Source organism: Desulfolithobacter sp. (assembly GCF_054025815.1).
The window spans coordinates 1-12,575 of sequence record NZ_JBPMMS010000037.1 but is presented as its reverse complement, the minus strand read 5'-3'; the positions used below and the strand labels follow the sequence as shown (position 1 = coordinate 12,575).

At 54.2% G+C, this 12,575-nt stretch carries 13 protein-coding genes and 1 pseudogene; 11 read left to right on the top strand and 3 right to left on the bottom strand.

The genetic code is table 11. From position 1 onward, the window contains the following. The 5 genes and pseudogenes from ACXJJY_RS11070 to ACXJJY_RS11050 form a co-directional block, all read left to right on the top strand. A pseudogene (locus tag ACXJJY_RS11070) lies at positions 1-191 on the top strand (UDP-glucose 4-epimerase); the annotation flags it as partial. Further along, positions 188-1,201, top strand: a complete 1,014-nt coding sequence (locus ACXJJY_RS11065) for an MraY family glycosyltransferase (RefSeq protein ID WP_456387735.1) — start codon at positions 188-190, stop codon at positions 1,199-1,201. The pseudogene ACXJJY_RS11070 and the gene ACXJJY_RS11065, both read left to right, overlap by 4 nt. An 83-nt stretch (positions 1,202-1,284) precedes the next feature. After that, positions 1,285-1,524 carry a type II toxin-antitoxin system Phd/YefM family antitoxin gene (locus ACXJJY_RS11060; RefSeq protein WP_456387733.1) on the top strand — a complete coding sequence of 80 codons (240 nt, stop codon included), beginning with the start codon at positions 1,285-1,287 and terminating at the stop codon, positions 1,522-1,524. Further along, complete coding sequence (locus ACXJJY_RS11055) at positions 1,524-1,970, top strand: type II toxin-antitoxin system VapC family toxin (RefSeq protein WP_456387731.1); 447 nt, start codon at positions 1,524-1,526, stop codon at positions 1,968-1,970. Before ACXJJY_RS11060 ends, ACXJJY_RS11055 begins: the two co-directional genes overlap by 1 nt. 68 nt (positions 1,971-2,038) lie before the next feature. Further along, on the top strand, positions 2,039-3,928 hold the full coding sequence (locus ACXJJY_RS11050) for a polysaccharide biosynthesis protein (RefSeq protein ID WP_456387729.1): 1,890 nt from the start codon (positions 2,039-2,041) through the stop codon (positions 3,926-3,928). 251 nt (positions 3,929-4,179) lie between these two features. Here ACXJJY_RS11050 and ACXJJY_RS11045 read toward each other — a convergent pair whose 3' ends face one another. From ACXJJY_RS11045 to ACXJJY_RS11035, 3 genes are all read right to left on the bottom strand, one after another. Continuing rightward, a complete protein-coding gene (locus ACXJJY_RS11045) occupies positions 4,180-4,668 on the bottom strand; it encodes a GNAT family N-acetyltransferase (protein ID WP_456387727.1) in 489 nt (162 codons plus the stop codon). Continuing rightward, the gene (locus ACXJJY_RS11040) at positions 4,656-4,934 is read right to left on the bottom strand and encodes a type II toxin-antitoxin system TacA family antitoxin (protein ID WP_456387725.1); all 279 of its coding nucleotides are present in this window, start codon (positions 4,932-4,934) and stop codon (positions 4,656-4,658) included. The genes ACXJJY_RS11045 and ACXJJY_RS11040 overlap by 13 nt, the downstream gene beginning before the upstream one ends. Before the next feature lie 125 nt (positions 4,935-5,059). After that, the gene (locus ACXJJY_RS11035) at positions 5,060-6,220 is read right to left on the bottom strand and encodes an ATP-binding protein (RefSeq protein WP_456387723.1); all 1,161 of its coding nucleotides are present in this window, start codon (positions 6,218-6,220) and stop codon (positions 5,060-5,062) included. 203 nt (positions 6,221-6,423) lie between these two features. Here ACXJJY_RS11035 and ACXJJY_RS11030 point away from each other — a divergent pair, with 203 nt between their 5' ends. The 6 genes from ACXJJY_RS11030 to ACXJJY_RS11005 all read left to right on the top strand — a co-directional run. Then, positions 6,424-6,567, top strand: coding sequence for a hypothetical protein (locus ACXJJY_RS11030; RefSeq protein WP_456387737.1), 144 nt, complete (start codon positions 6,424-6,426; stop codon positions 6,565-6,567). Beyond that, a complete protein-coding gene (locus tag ACXJJY_RS11025; RefSeq protein ID WP_456387721.1) occupies positions 6,564-6,914 on the top strand; it encodes a transposase in 351 nt (116 codons plus the stop codon). Before ACXJJY_RS11030 ends, ACXJJY_RS11025 begins: the two co-directional genes overlap by 4 nt. A 74-nt stretch (positions 6,915-6,988) precedes the next feature. Then, a complete protein-coding gene (locus ACXJJY_RS11020) occupies positions 6,989-8,119 on the top strand; it encodes an ATP-binding protein (protein WP_456387719.1) in 1,131 nt (376 codons plus the stop codon). Between the two features lie 476 nt (positions 8,120-8,595). Beyond that, positions 8,596-8,931: a hypothetical protein gene (locus ACXJJY_RS11015; RefSeq protein ID WP_456387717.1), complete on the top strand. Its 336-nt coding sequence runs from the start codon at positions 8,596-8,598 to the stop codon at positions 8,929-8,931. A gap of 324 nt (positions 8,932-9,255) precedes the next feature. Further along, positions 9,256-11,604, top strand: coding sequence for an SLBB domain-containing protein (locus tag ACXJJY_RS11010; RefSeq protein ID WP_456387715.1), 2,349 nt, complete (start codon positions 9,256-9,258; stop codon positions 11,602-11,604). A gap of 108 nt (positions 11,605-11,712) precedes the next feature. After that, a partial coding sequence (locus ACXJJY_RS11005; RefSeq protein ID WP_456387713.1) for a Wzz/FepE/Etk N-terminal domain-containing protein occupies positions 11,713-12,575 on the top strand: 863 nt, incomplete at its 3' end.

The following is a 12,575-nucleotide window of genomic DNA, read 5'->3' as shown; positions in this document are numbered from 1 at the left end:
TGCCTCAATGGCTGCTGGCTCTCGCAGCGACCATGCTTGGCCGGCGGGCCTTGTCGCGCAGGCTTCTTGGCTCGCTGCAGGTGGACATTTCAAAGGCGCAAGAGCTACTGGGCTGGACCCCGCCCGTAACCGTGGATTCGGCGCTTCGGAATACGGCCCGTCATTTTTTGGAATCCCTGCACTCATCATGAACGTGCTGTTAGCCTGCGGAGTCGCGGCCGGGCTTTGCTGGCTGTTGACCAGTGTTCTGCGTCGGTATGCCCTGTCACACAGCATGCTGGATGTTCCCAATCAGCGCAGCTCCCATACTGCGCCCACCCCGCGCGGTGGCGGGCTGGCCATTGTTTTCTCTTTCCTGGTGCTGACCTGTTTTTTTGTCCTTACTGCCAACCTTTCGATATCTGTTCTGATTGGTCTTGCCGGGGCCGGGGCCTGGGTGGCCCTGGTTGGTTTTCTTGACGATCGTGGTCATATCCCTGCCCGTTGGCGGTTGCTGGCCCATTTCGTCGGAGCCGTCTGGGCCCTGGTCTGGCTGGGTGGGCTGCCACCTTTACCGGTGTTTGGGTATCTGGTCGATCTTGGCTGGTCGGGAAATGTGCTGGCCGCGGTGTATCTGGTGTGGCTGCTGAACCTGTATAACTTCATGGATGGCATCGATGGGATAGCCAGTATCGAGGCCATCACTGTTTGTCTGGGTGCGGCGGTGCTGGCATGGTTGACCGGTGCGGGTCTGTTGGCCTGGTTGCTGCCGCTGTTGCTGGCCTCGGCGGTGCTTGGTTTTCTGTGCTGGAATTTTCCCCCGGCCCGCATTTTCATGGGCGACGCGGGCAGTGGTTTTCTTGGCCTGGTCCTGGGGATTCTGTCGCTGCAGGCAGCCTGGGAGGTGCCCCGGTTATTCTGGGCCTGGTTGATTCTGCTGGGTGTTTTTATCGTTGATGCCACGCTGACTTTGTTGCGCCGTATGGTGCGGGGGAAGAAGTTGTACCAGGCCCATCGGAGCCATGGCTACCAGCATGCGGCGAGAAAGTTCGGGGTGCATCGGCCGGTATCGTTGGCAGTCGGGGCCATTAATGTATTCTGGCTTTTCCCTTTGGCGGCAATGGTCGCGCTGCGAATGCTGGACGGGGCCGTTGGATTGGTTGTGGCGTATGTGCCCCTGGTCTGGCTGGCATTCAGGTTCAGGGCAGGAGAAGAGGAGTAGAACCAGTTTCTCTCCTTGACTGCAATGCAGCTTGCAGATAGACTGGTCTTAGACCAGGCTGAAAGATAGAGGGAGCAAAGATTATGGAAACCACAGGCGCTTATGAGGCAAAGACCCACTTGCCCCAGTTATTGAAGAGGGTGGCAAAAGGGGAGAAAATCACTATCACCAGGCACGGTGTGCCGGTAGCTGTATTGCAGGCTCCTGAGGCAGACCGAAAGATTCCGACCAAAGAGGTTATTGATGAGTTGTTGAAGTTCAGAAAAAGGCACCCTCTGCATGGTCTTTCAATTCGTGAAATGATTGAAGAGGGCAGGCGCTGATGGCTGATTTCGTGATCGACAATTCTGTGGTCATGGCATGGTGTTTTATGGACGAGGAAAGCTCGTACGCCGATGTCGTACTGACAAGCCTTGAATCTGCCGAGGCGGTTGTTCCGGCCATCTGGCCCCTTGAAATCGGTAATGTGCTGGTTGTGGCTGAGCGGCGAGGCCGCCTCAGCGAAGCTGACAGCGTGCGTTTTCTTGCCTTGATCGGTGAGCTTCCAATTACGGTCATTCAGGAGCCCCCTGACCGAATGACTAGAGAAATCGTGGCCCTGGCCCGGAAGCATCAACTGTCAACATACGATGCATCGTATCTGGATCTGGCGATGCGCAAAGGTCTGCCTATAGCAACACAGGATACGGCCCTGAAAAGGGTGGCTCTGGAATGCAGGGTGGAGGTGTTTGATCCTGGAGGGTTGCAGGAGCAGATGTCACGAGGGTAGAGGGGATCTTTTCTGACATTCAGTGATGCTATCCCTTGTTCAGGCTGGGTTGCAACGGTTATCGGATAATGAAAAAAAGAATTCAACGATATGTGTTCAACCGTTGGGCGGCGTTTTTGCACGATATGCTGTGGGTCCCGCTCGCGCTTATTCTGGCGTACCTGCTGCGTTTTAATTTTGGTCCCATTCCGCTTGTACACCTGCAGACACTGTATCAGCTTCTCCTTGTGGCTATTCCTGTTCAGGGAATAATTTTCTGGATATTTGGCCTGTATCTGGGCCTGTGGCGCTTTGCCTCGATTCCGGATATTGTCCGAATTCTTAAAGCTGTCGGTCTGGGAACGCTGGTTATTGCAGTGTCCAGTGGGTTGCTTACTCGTTTCCAGGGTATTCCCCGTTCTGTTTTCATCCTCTATCCTATCCTGCTCACCGCGGGATTGTGTGGCTCCCGTCTGTTATATCGCTGGCTGAAAGATCGTCGTTTCACCCTGCGCAGTCATGGCGGAAAACGGACCCTCATTGTTGGTGCCGGCAGGGCAGGGGAGCTGCTGGTTCGAGATTTGCTGCACCGGCCCGAGTATGAACCCCTTGCTTTTCTTGACGATGATCCAGGCTTGAAAAGACGGGAAATTCACGGGGTGCGGGTTGTTGGCGGAACAGATGAAATTCCGACGATTGTACGGGACATGGGCATCGAGCTGGTCATCCTTGCGATTCCCTCTGCAGATAAAAAAGTCCTGAGTCACCTGGTCCAGCTCTGTCGCGAGGCAGATGTTGCCTGTCAGACCCTGCCGTCGGTGCTGGAGATGAAGGGTATGGAGGTGGAGGCGGGCCGTCTGCGGCCGGTGACCGTCGATGACCTGCTGGGCCGGGAACCTGTGCAGCTCGACCTGGATGCCATTGCCGGGTACCTGGCCGGCAAGACCGTCCTTGTGACCGGTGGCGGCGGCTCCATCGGCTCTGAGCTCTGTCGCCAGATTGCAGCTCTTGAGCCTGGCCGGCTGATTATTTTTGATAACGGCGAGTTCAACCTCTACTCCATTGACCATGAGCTGCGCAAAGAATATCCCTGGCTGCAGCTCGAGACCGTTCTTGGTGATGTGAAGAACCAGGAGCGGGTAAACTGGGTTTTTGCCACCTGGAGGCCCGATGTGGTCTTCCACGCCGCTGCCTACAAGCATGTTCCCATGGTCGAGTGGAATCCGGCCGAAGGGGTCTGCAACAACGTGTTCGGCACCCGGTGTGTCGCCGATGCCGCGGATCGCTACCAGGCAGACCGGTTTGTCCTGGTGTCCACTGACAAGGCTGTGAACCCGGCCAACATCATGGGGGTGACCAAGCGGATTGCCGAGCTCTATTGTCAGAACCTGAATGAGCGTTCTTCGGTGAAATTTATTACAACCCGTTTTGGTAATGTCCTGGGTTCTGCCGGGTCGGTGGTGCCGCTCTTTCAAAAGCAGATTGAGGAAGGCGGCCCGGTCACCGTGACCCATCCGGAAATCACCAGGTATTTCATGACCATACCAGAGTCTGTCAGCCTGATTCTCCAGGCCGGGGCCATGGGCGAGGGAGGGGAGATCTTTGTCCTCGACATGGGTGAGCCGGTGTTGATCAGACACCTGGCCGAGCAGATGATTACCCTGTCTGGCCTGATTCCGGGCAAGGATATCGAGATTGTCTATACCGGACTGCGGCCCGGGGAAAAGCTCTACGAGGAGATTTTCCACGAGAGTGAAGACCTGAAGTCGACAAAGCATCCGAAGCTGCTGCTTGCCAGGAGCCGACAGGTGGACTGGGACTGGTTGTTGGAGGAGTTTGCCCGGTTACGGCAGGCAGCTATTTCAAGGGATGTGGGCAAGCTGAAAGAGTATTTGCAAAATATCGTCCCGGAGTACCGAAATGGTGGTCCTGGCAGGCAATCCTCTCGTGACAGCCGCTCCGCGGTGTCACGCAACTGACCGGCAATGTAGGTTGGGTTGAGGAACGAAACCCAACGACATTTTTTTGCTTCCCCGGATCATGCAATATCGGCAGGCACGTCCCACGGGCGGAACTGGTGCATAATTGCGTCGGAATAAATTGCCCCTTGTTCTGTTGGGTTTCGTCCCTCAACCCAACCTACGTGCTCATGGATGATCTCCTCCGGGCAATGGCATCCATTGGAATGAATCAAAGAGAAGCCTGTTGCCATCCTTCATTCCGGCTTGGATTAAATTTTCACGCCGCCCAATGGCAGCATCAGTGTGAACTGGTTTAAAGGCGACTCCAGGAAACCGTGCCGGAGATAAAATTTTCTCGCTTCTTCAGACAGCGCATGAACAACCAGCGCCCTTATCCCCGCATATTTTGCAGCCTGGATGGTTCGCAAAACGGCATCTTTCAGCAGCCCCCTGCCAATGCCGTTTTTCTGCCAGCGAAGATCCACTGCCAGTCTTCCCAGAACCATGACAGAAATTGGTTCCGGCATTTTACGTTTGATTTTTCCAGGCGCCTGCCGCCGAATGACACTACCGGCAGCCAATGCGTAAAAACCGATAACCTGCAGATCCTTACAGGCAACAAAAGTCCGGGAAGCCCCGGACACTTCATTTTTTAGAGCTTGCCTTTTCAGCCAGTCATTGAGCGAAGATACACCGCAATCGAAATCAGCCAGGATATGCGCCGAGGTAATTGGTTCCGGCGCGGTTATTTCTCCCATGGGGATTTACTCGCTAACAGCTCCATCATTACCCTGTTTTCGGCGACAGGGTTACTCAACGCCACTTCAAATGTCTTGAAATCTTTCTCCGTCAAGAGGAAAAGCCGTTGATCAAGCAAGACATTTTCGGCTTCACGGCAAGCTGCCTCCAGCATGAATTCTGATCGGTTTTTGTTCAGTATGGCAGCGGCTCTGTCAATCAGGTTCCGCTGTGCGTCCAACGCCCTGATATTGATCGGCGCCTTGCGTGTTTCCGTATGTGCCATATTTCACCTCCTGCGACAATGTGTACATACAATCAATATACGAAAACGTATATCGATTGTCAACACGGGGGCAACATTAGGGACGACACCCATTAAAAGACGCCCCCTCGTTTTTCAGCGGCCTGTTACGCTTTTATGGCGTAAGCGATGGTCTGCCTGGGGGAGAGGGCGGTTAAAAAATCCTGACATGGAATACAGACGATATTATGTATCATTAATCGTTCCTTACCCCGATAGAGCAGCACCGGGGTTGCTTCCGGGTAATCTTCGCAGAAGCTGCGCAGTCCTCTGAGCATTTTTCCCTGTACTCGGGTGCTGTTTTTCACTTCAATGGCGTAAAATTCTTTTTCCCCGTACAGAATAAAATCCACCTCGACCCCGGATTTGGTCCGCCAGTAAAATAGCTCCCCGGTGCCACGGTAGGCCGACCATGCCCGGAGGTGCTGGGCTACAAGTCCTTCAAGAGCTGCTCCGTCTATCTCCTGCGGGCTGTCAATGGGGCCCGAGGGGCGCAGGGAGCGGAATACACCGGCATCGAAATAATACCATTTTGGGTGAGCGACCAGGATCCGCTTGGATCGCCGTGCAAAAATCGGCACCCGGAAAGAGAGCAGGAGGTCTTCCAGGATTTGCAGATATCCCTCTACCGTCTTGCGTTGTACCTGGCATTCCCGAGCGATGGCGGCAATGTTCAGGACAGAGCCATGGGAAAAGCTGGCCGCCTCCAGAAAGCGGCTGAACGCCCCGATATTGCGCACAAGACCCTCGGCCTGAACTTCTTCCCTCAGGTATATCGCCACATAGGAGTTCAGGGTTTCCCGGGGGTTGATTGATTCCGTCACCAACGGTACCAACCCGATCTGCAGAGCTGATTCCAGGGTGAAGGAATCTCCTGTTTCTGCGGCCATAAAGGGGTGCATGGTCTTGACAATTGCTCGTCCTGCCAGCAGATCAACGCCGGTTCGTTTCAGTTTTCTTGCACTCGATCCGGTGAGCACAAACCGCGGACCATGTTTCTTTTCCATGAGCAGGTGCACAACGTCCAGCAGTTCCGGGACTTTCTGCACCTCATCAATAATGATAGTCTCGGCGCCTGTCCCTTCAAGTACTTCCTGCAACCGTTCCGGCCTGGCAAGGAAGGATCGAAAAACCTCCGGTGCCAGCAGATCTATAAAATACGCCGAGGTGAAATGCTGGTGCAGCCAGGTTGATTTTCCGGTGCCCCGCGGCCCGAAGAGAAAAAAGCTCTGTTTTGGATCCTGGAAAAAACGATTTTTTATCGCCATTTTTGCTTCCTTTTTGGAGTTTATGCTTCCATTTTATTGCTTGTGTGATGCTTTTGTCAAGCATAATGCTTTGTTGTTACCTTCCAGGTTAGAATGGGCACCGCAGGAGCGGTGACCGTGGATGATGGATCGTTCACCGCGGAGCGGAGGAACGAGAGGAGGGGAGGCAGACTGGAGCCTGACTCCCGGCCGTTATGTGGGTGTTGCGCCCGAGGAAGAGGGACAACGACGATTTCGACTTCGAGGAAGCCCTGCGGGAAATCCATGTGGAACTGGAGGACTTGAACACTGAGGCTGCAAAGCTGGCTGAGAAGATCAAGAAGAATTTTGAGGAATTGGGGATATGAAATTTGATCCCGGCATACATCATCGCCGTTCCATCCGGTTGCAGGGTTACGATTACACCAGGGCCGGGGCGTATTTTGTGACCATTTGTACACAAAACAGGGCGTGTTTGTTCGGGAATGTTGTTGATGGCAAAATGGTATTGAATGATGTAGGCCAAGTGGCAGAGAAATGCTGGTTGGATATTCCTGTCCATTTCCCACATGCGGAATTGGACGAATTTGTTGTTATGCCAAACCATGTCCACGGCATTATGATCATTCGGAATGATTGCGGGGACGATTTTTGTGGGGGGCGGAAAAAACGTAGGGGCGAAAAATGTAACATTGGTATGTTGTTTTCCGGTTGACCTGAAAATTTATATAATTATAATCAGGTTGACCTGAAAATCTTCATTTTTCAACTTCCAGCACAGGGATGGGCATGGATAGATATCTTCAGTCTGCAGTTGTCGAGGACCTGCAGAAAAAGATGGTTTTTGTCGGAGGTCCGAGACAGGTTGGCAAGACCACGCTGGCGCTTAATATTCTCGGTGGTGATGAGCAGCATCCTGCCTATTTCAACTGGGACTATGCCGATGACCGAAGGATAATGCTCCAGGGGGGACTGCCGCCGGGACAGCCGCTCGTGGTGCTGGATGAAATCCACAAGTACAAAAACTGGCGTACTTTTATCAAGGGTCTCTATGACAAGAACAAATCACGCGTTGCCTTTTTGATTACCGGCTCTGCCCGTCTGGATTATTATCGCAAGGGGGGTGATTCCCTGCAGGGACGATACCACTACTACAGGCTGCATCCACTCTCTCTTTACGAGTTGAACAAACAACCGTCATCTGCTGATCTTGAGACACTGCTTGCTTTTGGTGGTTTCCCTGAACCGTTTTTTTCCCAGTCTGAACGAGACTGGAAACGGTGGCAGCGTGAACGTATCTCCAGAGTCATACATGATGATCTTGTCTCTCTTGAGCAGGTAAAGGAGGTGAGCCAGCTGGACATGCTGGCTGTCCTGCTCCAGGAAAAAGTAGCATCCCTGCTCTCTATCAACTCCCTGCGCGAAGACTTGTCAGCCTCCCATGAGGCTGTTGACCGCTGGGTACGCATTCTTGAAAACCTGTACTACTGTTTCAGGATCAGGCCCTTTGGACAGAAAAGAATCAAAGCGTTGAAAAAAGATAAAAAGATGTATCTCTGGGACTGGTCATTGTGCAGCGAAACAGGGGCCAGATTTGAAAACCTGGTAGCCTCCAACCTTCTTAAATACTGTCATTTTCATGAAGACACCCAGGGCGATGCCATGGAGTTGTGCTTTCTGCGTGACATTAACAAACGTGAGGTGGACTTTGTGGTTCTGCGGGACGGAGCGCCTGTCTTTGCAGTCGAGTGCAAGAGCGGTGCAAAATCAGTCAGCAAGCATTTAGTCTACTTTTCCAAACGGACCGACATCCCCTGCTTCTACCAGGTCCATGCGGGCAGTGACGATTATGAAGTTGGTGATCTGCGAACCAGGGTGCTACCGTTTACCCGGTTTGCCGAAGAGATTCTGCAGGTGTAGCTGAAGCTCTGCTTTTCTAAACAATGGAGGTGATACCGTGCTCAACCAGCCATGATTTTTTCCCTGATATTTCGCCCTGGTACTCATCGTGTGATCAGTTACGTCTTGACAATGGGGTCCACCTCACTCAGGGATGGTATCGCCTGGAGAATCACCAGGAGAATCATATAGGGGGAACCATCCCGTTCATGTGTACGAGCACGGATGCAGCTCATTGTAGGTTGGGTTGAGGAACGAAACCCAACAAAACAGGGTTCATTCTGGGTTTCAGTGGTAAACAAAAAATATTTTTTCGTGCGTCCGGTTGGTATGCCCGAGGAAAAATCTTTGTCTCCCAATAGATAGAGGCAAGAGCCCGGTGGTCATCCCTGGTGATGGAAAACATTGACTTTTGACGGCTAAACTGATATTTATCTTCAGTAAATAACTTGTATCAATGCAATCTATTGTTTCTGAAAAGAAAGAGGGGTGTTGAATTGAAGAAAGTACTTACCATACTCGTTGCTGGAGCGTTTCTTTTTGCCTTTACACCTGTTGCCCCCACCCATGCCGCGGCTGAAGGCGGTGCTGCTGGTGCTGCCGGCGGGACAGGCTCTGGTGCTGCCGGGGCTGGTGCCGGGGCTGCCGGCGCAGGCGCGGCCGGCGGAGCCACTGCCACTGCTGCCACTGCCACTGCAGCCGGTGCTGCTGCGGCCGGTATCACCACCACAACCGTTGTCGCTGCCGCTGTGGCTGCTGCTGCCGTGGCCGGGGTGGTCGCCGCCGCGACCGGAGATGACAATGCGCCAACGGCCCATGCTCATAGTCACTGAGTTGTCTTTGTATTGTCCAGGATTCATTCCATGAATTTTTCCTGGAACGATCCTTTGAAAAAGCTGCTTTTCAGCAGCTTTTTTTTATGGAACTGGCTACAATTTTTCCGTGATAGAATCGAAATCATTCAGCCCGGAGCCCGTTGGCACTTCTGCATGCCGCTGGGGTCGGGCAGAGTAACCGTTGTCTGTACTTATATGGGTGGTAGACGAGTTGTGGCGAATTTTTTTGTTTTTCTGACTTCAGTTCTGCTCACAGTCTTTCTGGGCGCAGGTTCCGTCCTGGCCGGGGAGGCACCATTGCCCGCCGGGATCCCGGCGGGAATGAATATTTCTCCGCAGCAGATCCGGCAGTACATGCAAAATGTGCCCAACGCGCCGGCCTTGCTTTCCGCTGCCAGGGACCAGGGTGAGACAGGCTCCGGCGAGGTGTCGGCTGCTGAAGGTGAGGGGGCAGAAGGCGAGGGAGCCGCGGCCGAGCAGAAGGTGGATACGCTACGGCCGGCCGCGTTTTCCTCCATCGAGCAACTCTATCGGCAGCAGTATAATTCGCCGCTGGCCCGGTCGCTTATGCAGTACGGCTATGATCTCTTCCGGACTTCCACCAACGCGACCAGCAAGCTTGCCGTTCCGCGGGACAGCTACATCATCGGCCCGGGAGACAAACTCCGCATCCGCATATGGGGCAATGGCCAGGATGCCGCTTTCACCGGCACCGTACGCCGGGATGGGACCATCGATGTGCCGCAGATCGGGATCGTTCCGGTTGCCGGTACGCCTTTTGGCAGGCTCGAGGAGGTGTTCAGGAGCGAGGCGGAAAAGTATGTCCAGGGTATCAATCTCAGTGTTTCCCTGGCTGAGTTGCGCAGTGTTGAAATTTATGTGATTGGCGAGGTCGCCCGGCCCGGCCTGCACCTGGTGCCGCCCTTTTCCACGGTGATCGGCGGTCTGATCAGTGGGGGCGGGGTCAAGAAGAGTGGTTCCCTGCGGACCATCAAGCTGTTCCGGGATGGGACTCTTATCCAGGTGGTGGATCTGTACACCCTTCTCCTGCATGGTTCCCGCGAGCAGGATCTGCCGCTCCAGGATGGAGATGTGCTCTTTGTTCCCCGAATCGGCCCCACGGCCGCGGTGGCCGGGGCCGTGCTCCAGCCGGCGATTTACGAGCTCACCAGCGAAAAAACCGTGGCCGATCTGCTGGACCTGGCCGGCGGACCGCTCCCCCAGACCTTTACCCGGAAACTCCTCCTGCGGCGGTTTGTCGATAACCAGGAATTTGTCATCAAGGATATCGATCAGCGCAGTGGTTCCGCGGACCTGAAGACCACAGCGATCCAAAACGGCGACCTGCTCGAATTACAGTATCTGGTAACCACCTGGCCGGAAGTCGTCCGGTTGGAGGGCAATGTATGGGTGCCGGATATCTTCAAGTATCGGCCAGGGCTGAAGTTATCCGATATACTGACAGATCCTTCCCTGCTCAAACCGGACTCGATCATCGAGTTTGGCCTTCTCCACCGCTATGATCCCCAGACCACCCGCTACCGGGTGGAGCGTTTCCCGCTGGCCAGGGTTTTTCAGCACACCTATGATGCGGACCTGGCCCCCTATGATCGCGTAGAGATTCTCTCCCGCAAGGAGTATAACATCAAGGAGCCGGTCCAGTTGATGGGCAGTGTCTGGCGGCCCGGAGAGTATACCTACACCCCGGGGCTCACCCTGGGTGACCTCCTGGGGATGGCTGGAGGTTTCCGGTTCGAGGCTGACACCAGTCGCATCGATCTCAGCCGGCAGGAGATACGTAACGGCGAGGTGACCACCACCAACGTAACGCTTTCGGCTGACACCAATGGTGATTTTCCGTTACAGCCTTATGATTATATCTATGTCCGCCATGTCAAAGACGCGGCCAGCTTTAAAAGTGTCTCCATTAGCGGCGAGGTGAAATTTCCCGGCACCTATCGTATCCGTGATGGCGAGCACCTTTCCGACCTGATCGAACGGGCCGGAGGTTTTACGGACAAAGCCTATTTTTACGGGGCCTATTTTGTTTCGGCAAAAGCCAGGGAGATTCAGCAGAAAAGCATAAATAAAATGATCGACGACCTGGAGCTGCGGGTTCAGTCCGTCCTCTCGGATAAAGCCCAGACCACGGCAACCGACAAGGATGCCGCCCTTCTCGCCGGTCAGCAACAGGCGCTGAGGGGGTTGCTTGCCCGTCTGCGACAGGTCAAGGCCACCGGCAGGATGAGCATCACCCTGGGGCCTCTGGCTTCGATCAGGGGCACGGACTTTGACTTCGAACTCCACGAGGGGGATAGCCTGCATGTGCCTCAACGGCCTAATTTTGTCTCCGTGGTGGGCAGTGTCTATAATGCCAACTCCTATCTCTATCGCGATAATTTTTCGCTGAAGGACTATCTCGCCAAGGCCGGCGGGCCCACCAGGACAGCGGACAGGAAAGCCGTGTACGTGGTCAAGGCCAATGGCGAGGTGCTGGCATCTTCCCAGTCCAGTTTCCTGGGCGGTTTCTGGAACTACAAGCCCATGCCCGGAGATACCATTGTGGTCCCGGAAGACCTTGAACGGGTACCGTATATGCGGCTCATCTCCAATATCTCGGATATCATATTCAAGATCGCCACCACCGCTGGAATTATCTTTGCGATTTAACGACCATGTTGGCGTCTGTCAGGTGCACATGTTAATGCAAATCTCAGCGATGGTATCCCTGGAAAAGGAAACCATCGCCTGTTTCTCAGCAAGGTTTCAGGATAGATAATGTCAGAAGCGCCAAAAGAAAAAGAGATAATCTACGCCTACCCGCCTTTTCCCATGGAGGGGGTTCAGGACGATGAAATTGATCTGCTCGAGCTCTGGCGAATCCTCTGGGCCGGTAAATGGTTTATCCTGCTCTTTACTCTTTGCTGTACCCTGGCTGCCGGGGTGGTGAGCATCTATGTCCTGCCGGAAGAATACAAGTCCTCCGCCACCCTGATTCCCAATCAGCGGGATCAGTCTGCGGCCAGCAGCCTGAGCGGCTTGATCGGCAACCTGCCCCTGCCCATTGCTCTGCCCGGTCAGGGATCGAGTAATATCATGTCTTTTCTCCAGAGCCGGACGCTCAGGGAACGGTTGATCAAAAAGTATGATCTCCTGCCGGTCCTCTATCAAGATATCTGGGATCCCGAGTCCCGGAGCTGGATGGTGGAGGATCCGAAAGCTGAACCTACGGTGATAAAGGCCTTACAGGGGAAGGTGCTGGATAATTTTTTTACTGTAAATCAGGACAAAAAAACAGAACTGATCAATCTTGCCTGGACCGGCCAGGAGCCTGCCTTCTGTTCTCAAATGCTGGAGCGGGTTATTGCGGAACTGAATTTTTTCCTTGAGAACGAATACGTCTCCGATGCCCGGCGGGAACGGGAGTTTGTCGAGCGGCAGCTTGCCGAGGCCACCAGGGAGCTGGAGTACTGGGAGCGCCAGGTGCCCAGCGAGCAGCTCACCCTGTCCAAGATCACCCGGGAACGGTTGGCCTCCCAGGCCGTGTATACCGAGCTGCGCAAACAGTTGGAACTGGCCAAGATAACCGAGGCCAAGCAACTGGAGACCTTCAAGGTGCTGGATGCGCCCTTTGTGCCGGA

Coding starts and splice junctions, on each gene's coding strand:
- ACXJJY_RS11065 (WP_456387735.1), top strand. CDS start 188: ATGAACGTGCTGTTAGCCTGCGGAGTCGCGGCCGGGCTTTGCTGGCTG.
- ACXJJY_RS11060 (WP_456387733.1), top strand. CDS start 1,285: ATGGAAACCACAGGCGCTTATGAGGCAAAGACCCACTTGCCCCAGTTA.
- ACXJJY_RS11055 (WP_456387731.1), top strand. CDS start 1,524: ATGGCTGATTTCGTGATCGACAATTCTGTGGTCATGGCATGGTGTTTT.
- ACXJJY_RS11050 (WP_456387729.1), top strand. CDS start 2,039: ATGAAAAAAAGAATTCAACGATATGTGTTCAACCGTTGGGCGGCGTTT.
- ACXJJY_RS11045 (WP_456387727.1), bottom strand. CDS start 4,668: ATGGGAGAAATAACCGCGCCGGAACCAATTACCTCGGCGCATATCCTG.
- ACXJJY_RS11040 (WP_456387725.1), bottom strand. CDS start 4,934: ATGGCACATACGGAAACACGCAAGGCGCCGATCAATATCAGGGCGTTG.
- ACXJJY_RS11035 (WP_456387723.1), bottom strand. CDS start 6,220: ATGGCGATAAAAAATCGTTTTTTCCAGGATCCAAAACAGAGCTTTTTT.
- ACXJJY_RS11025 (WP_456387721.1), top strand. CDS start 6,564: ATGAAATTTGATCCCGGCATACATCATCGCCGTTCCATCCGGTTGCAG.
- ACXJJY_RS11020 (WP_456387719.1), top strand. CDS start 6,989: ATGGATAGATATCTTCAGTCTGCAGTTGTCGAGGACCTGCAGAAAAAG.
- ACXJJY_RS11010 (WP_456387715.1), top strand. CDS start 9,256: ATGAATATTTCTCCGCAGCAGATCCGGCAGTACATGCAAAATGTGCCC.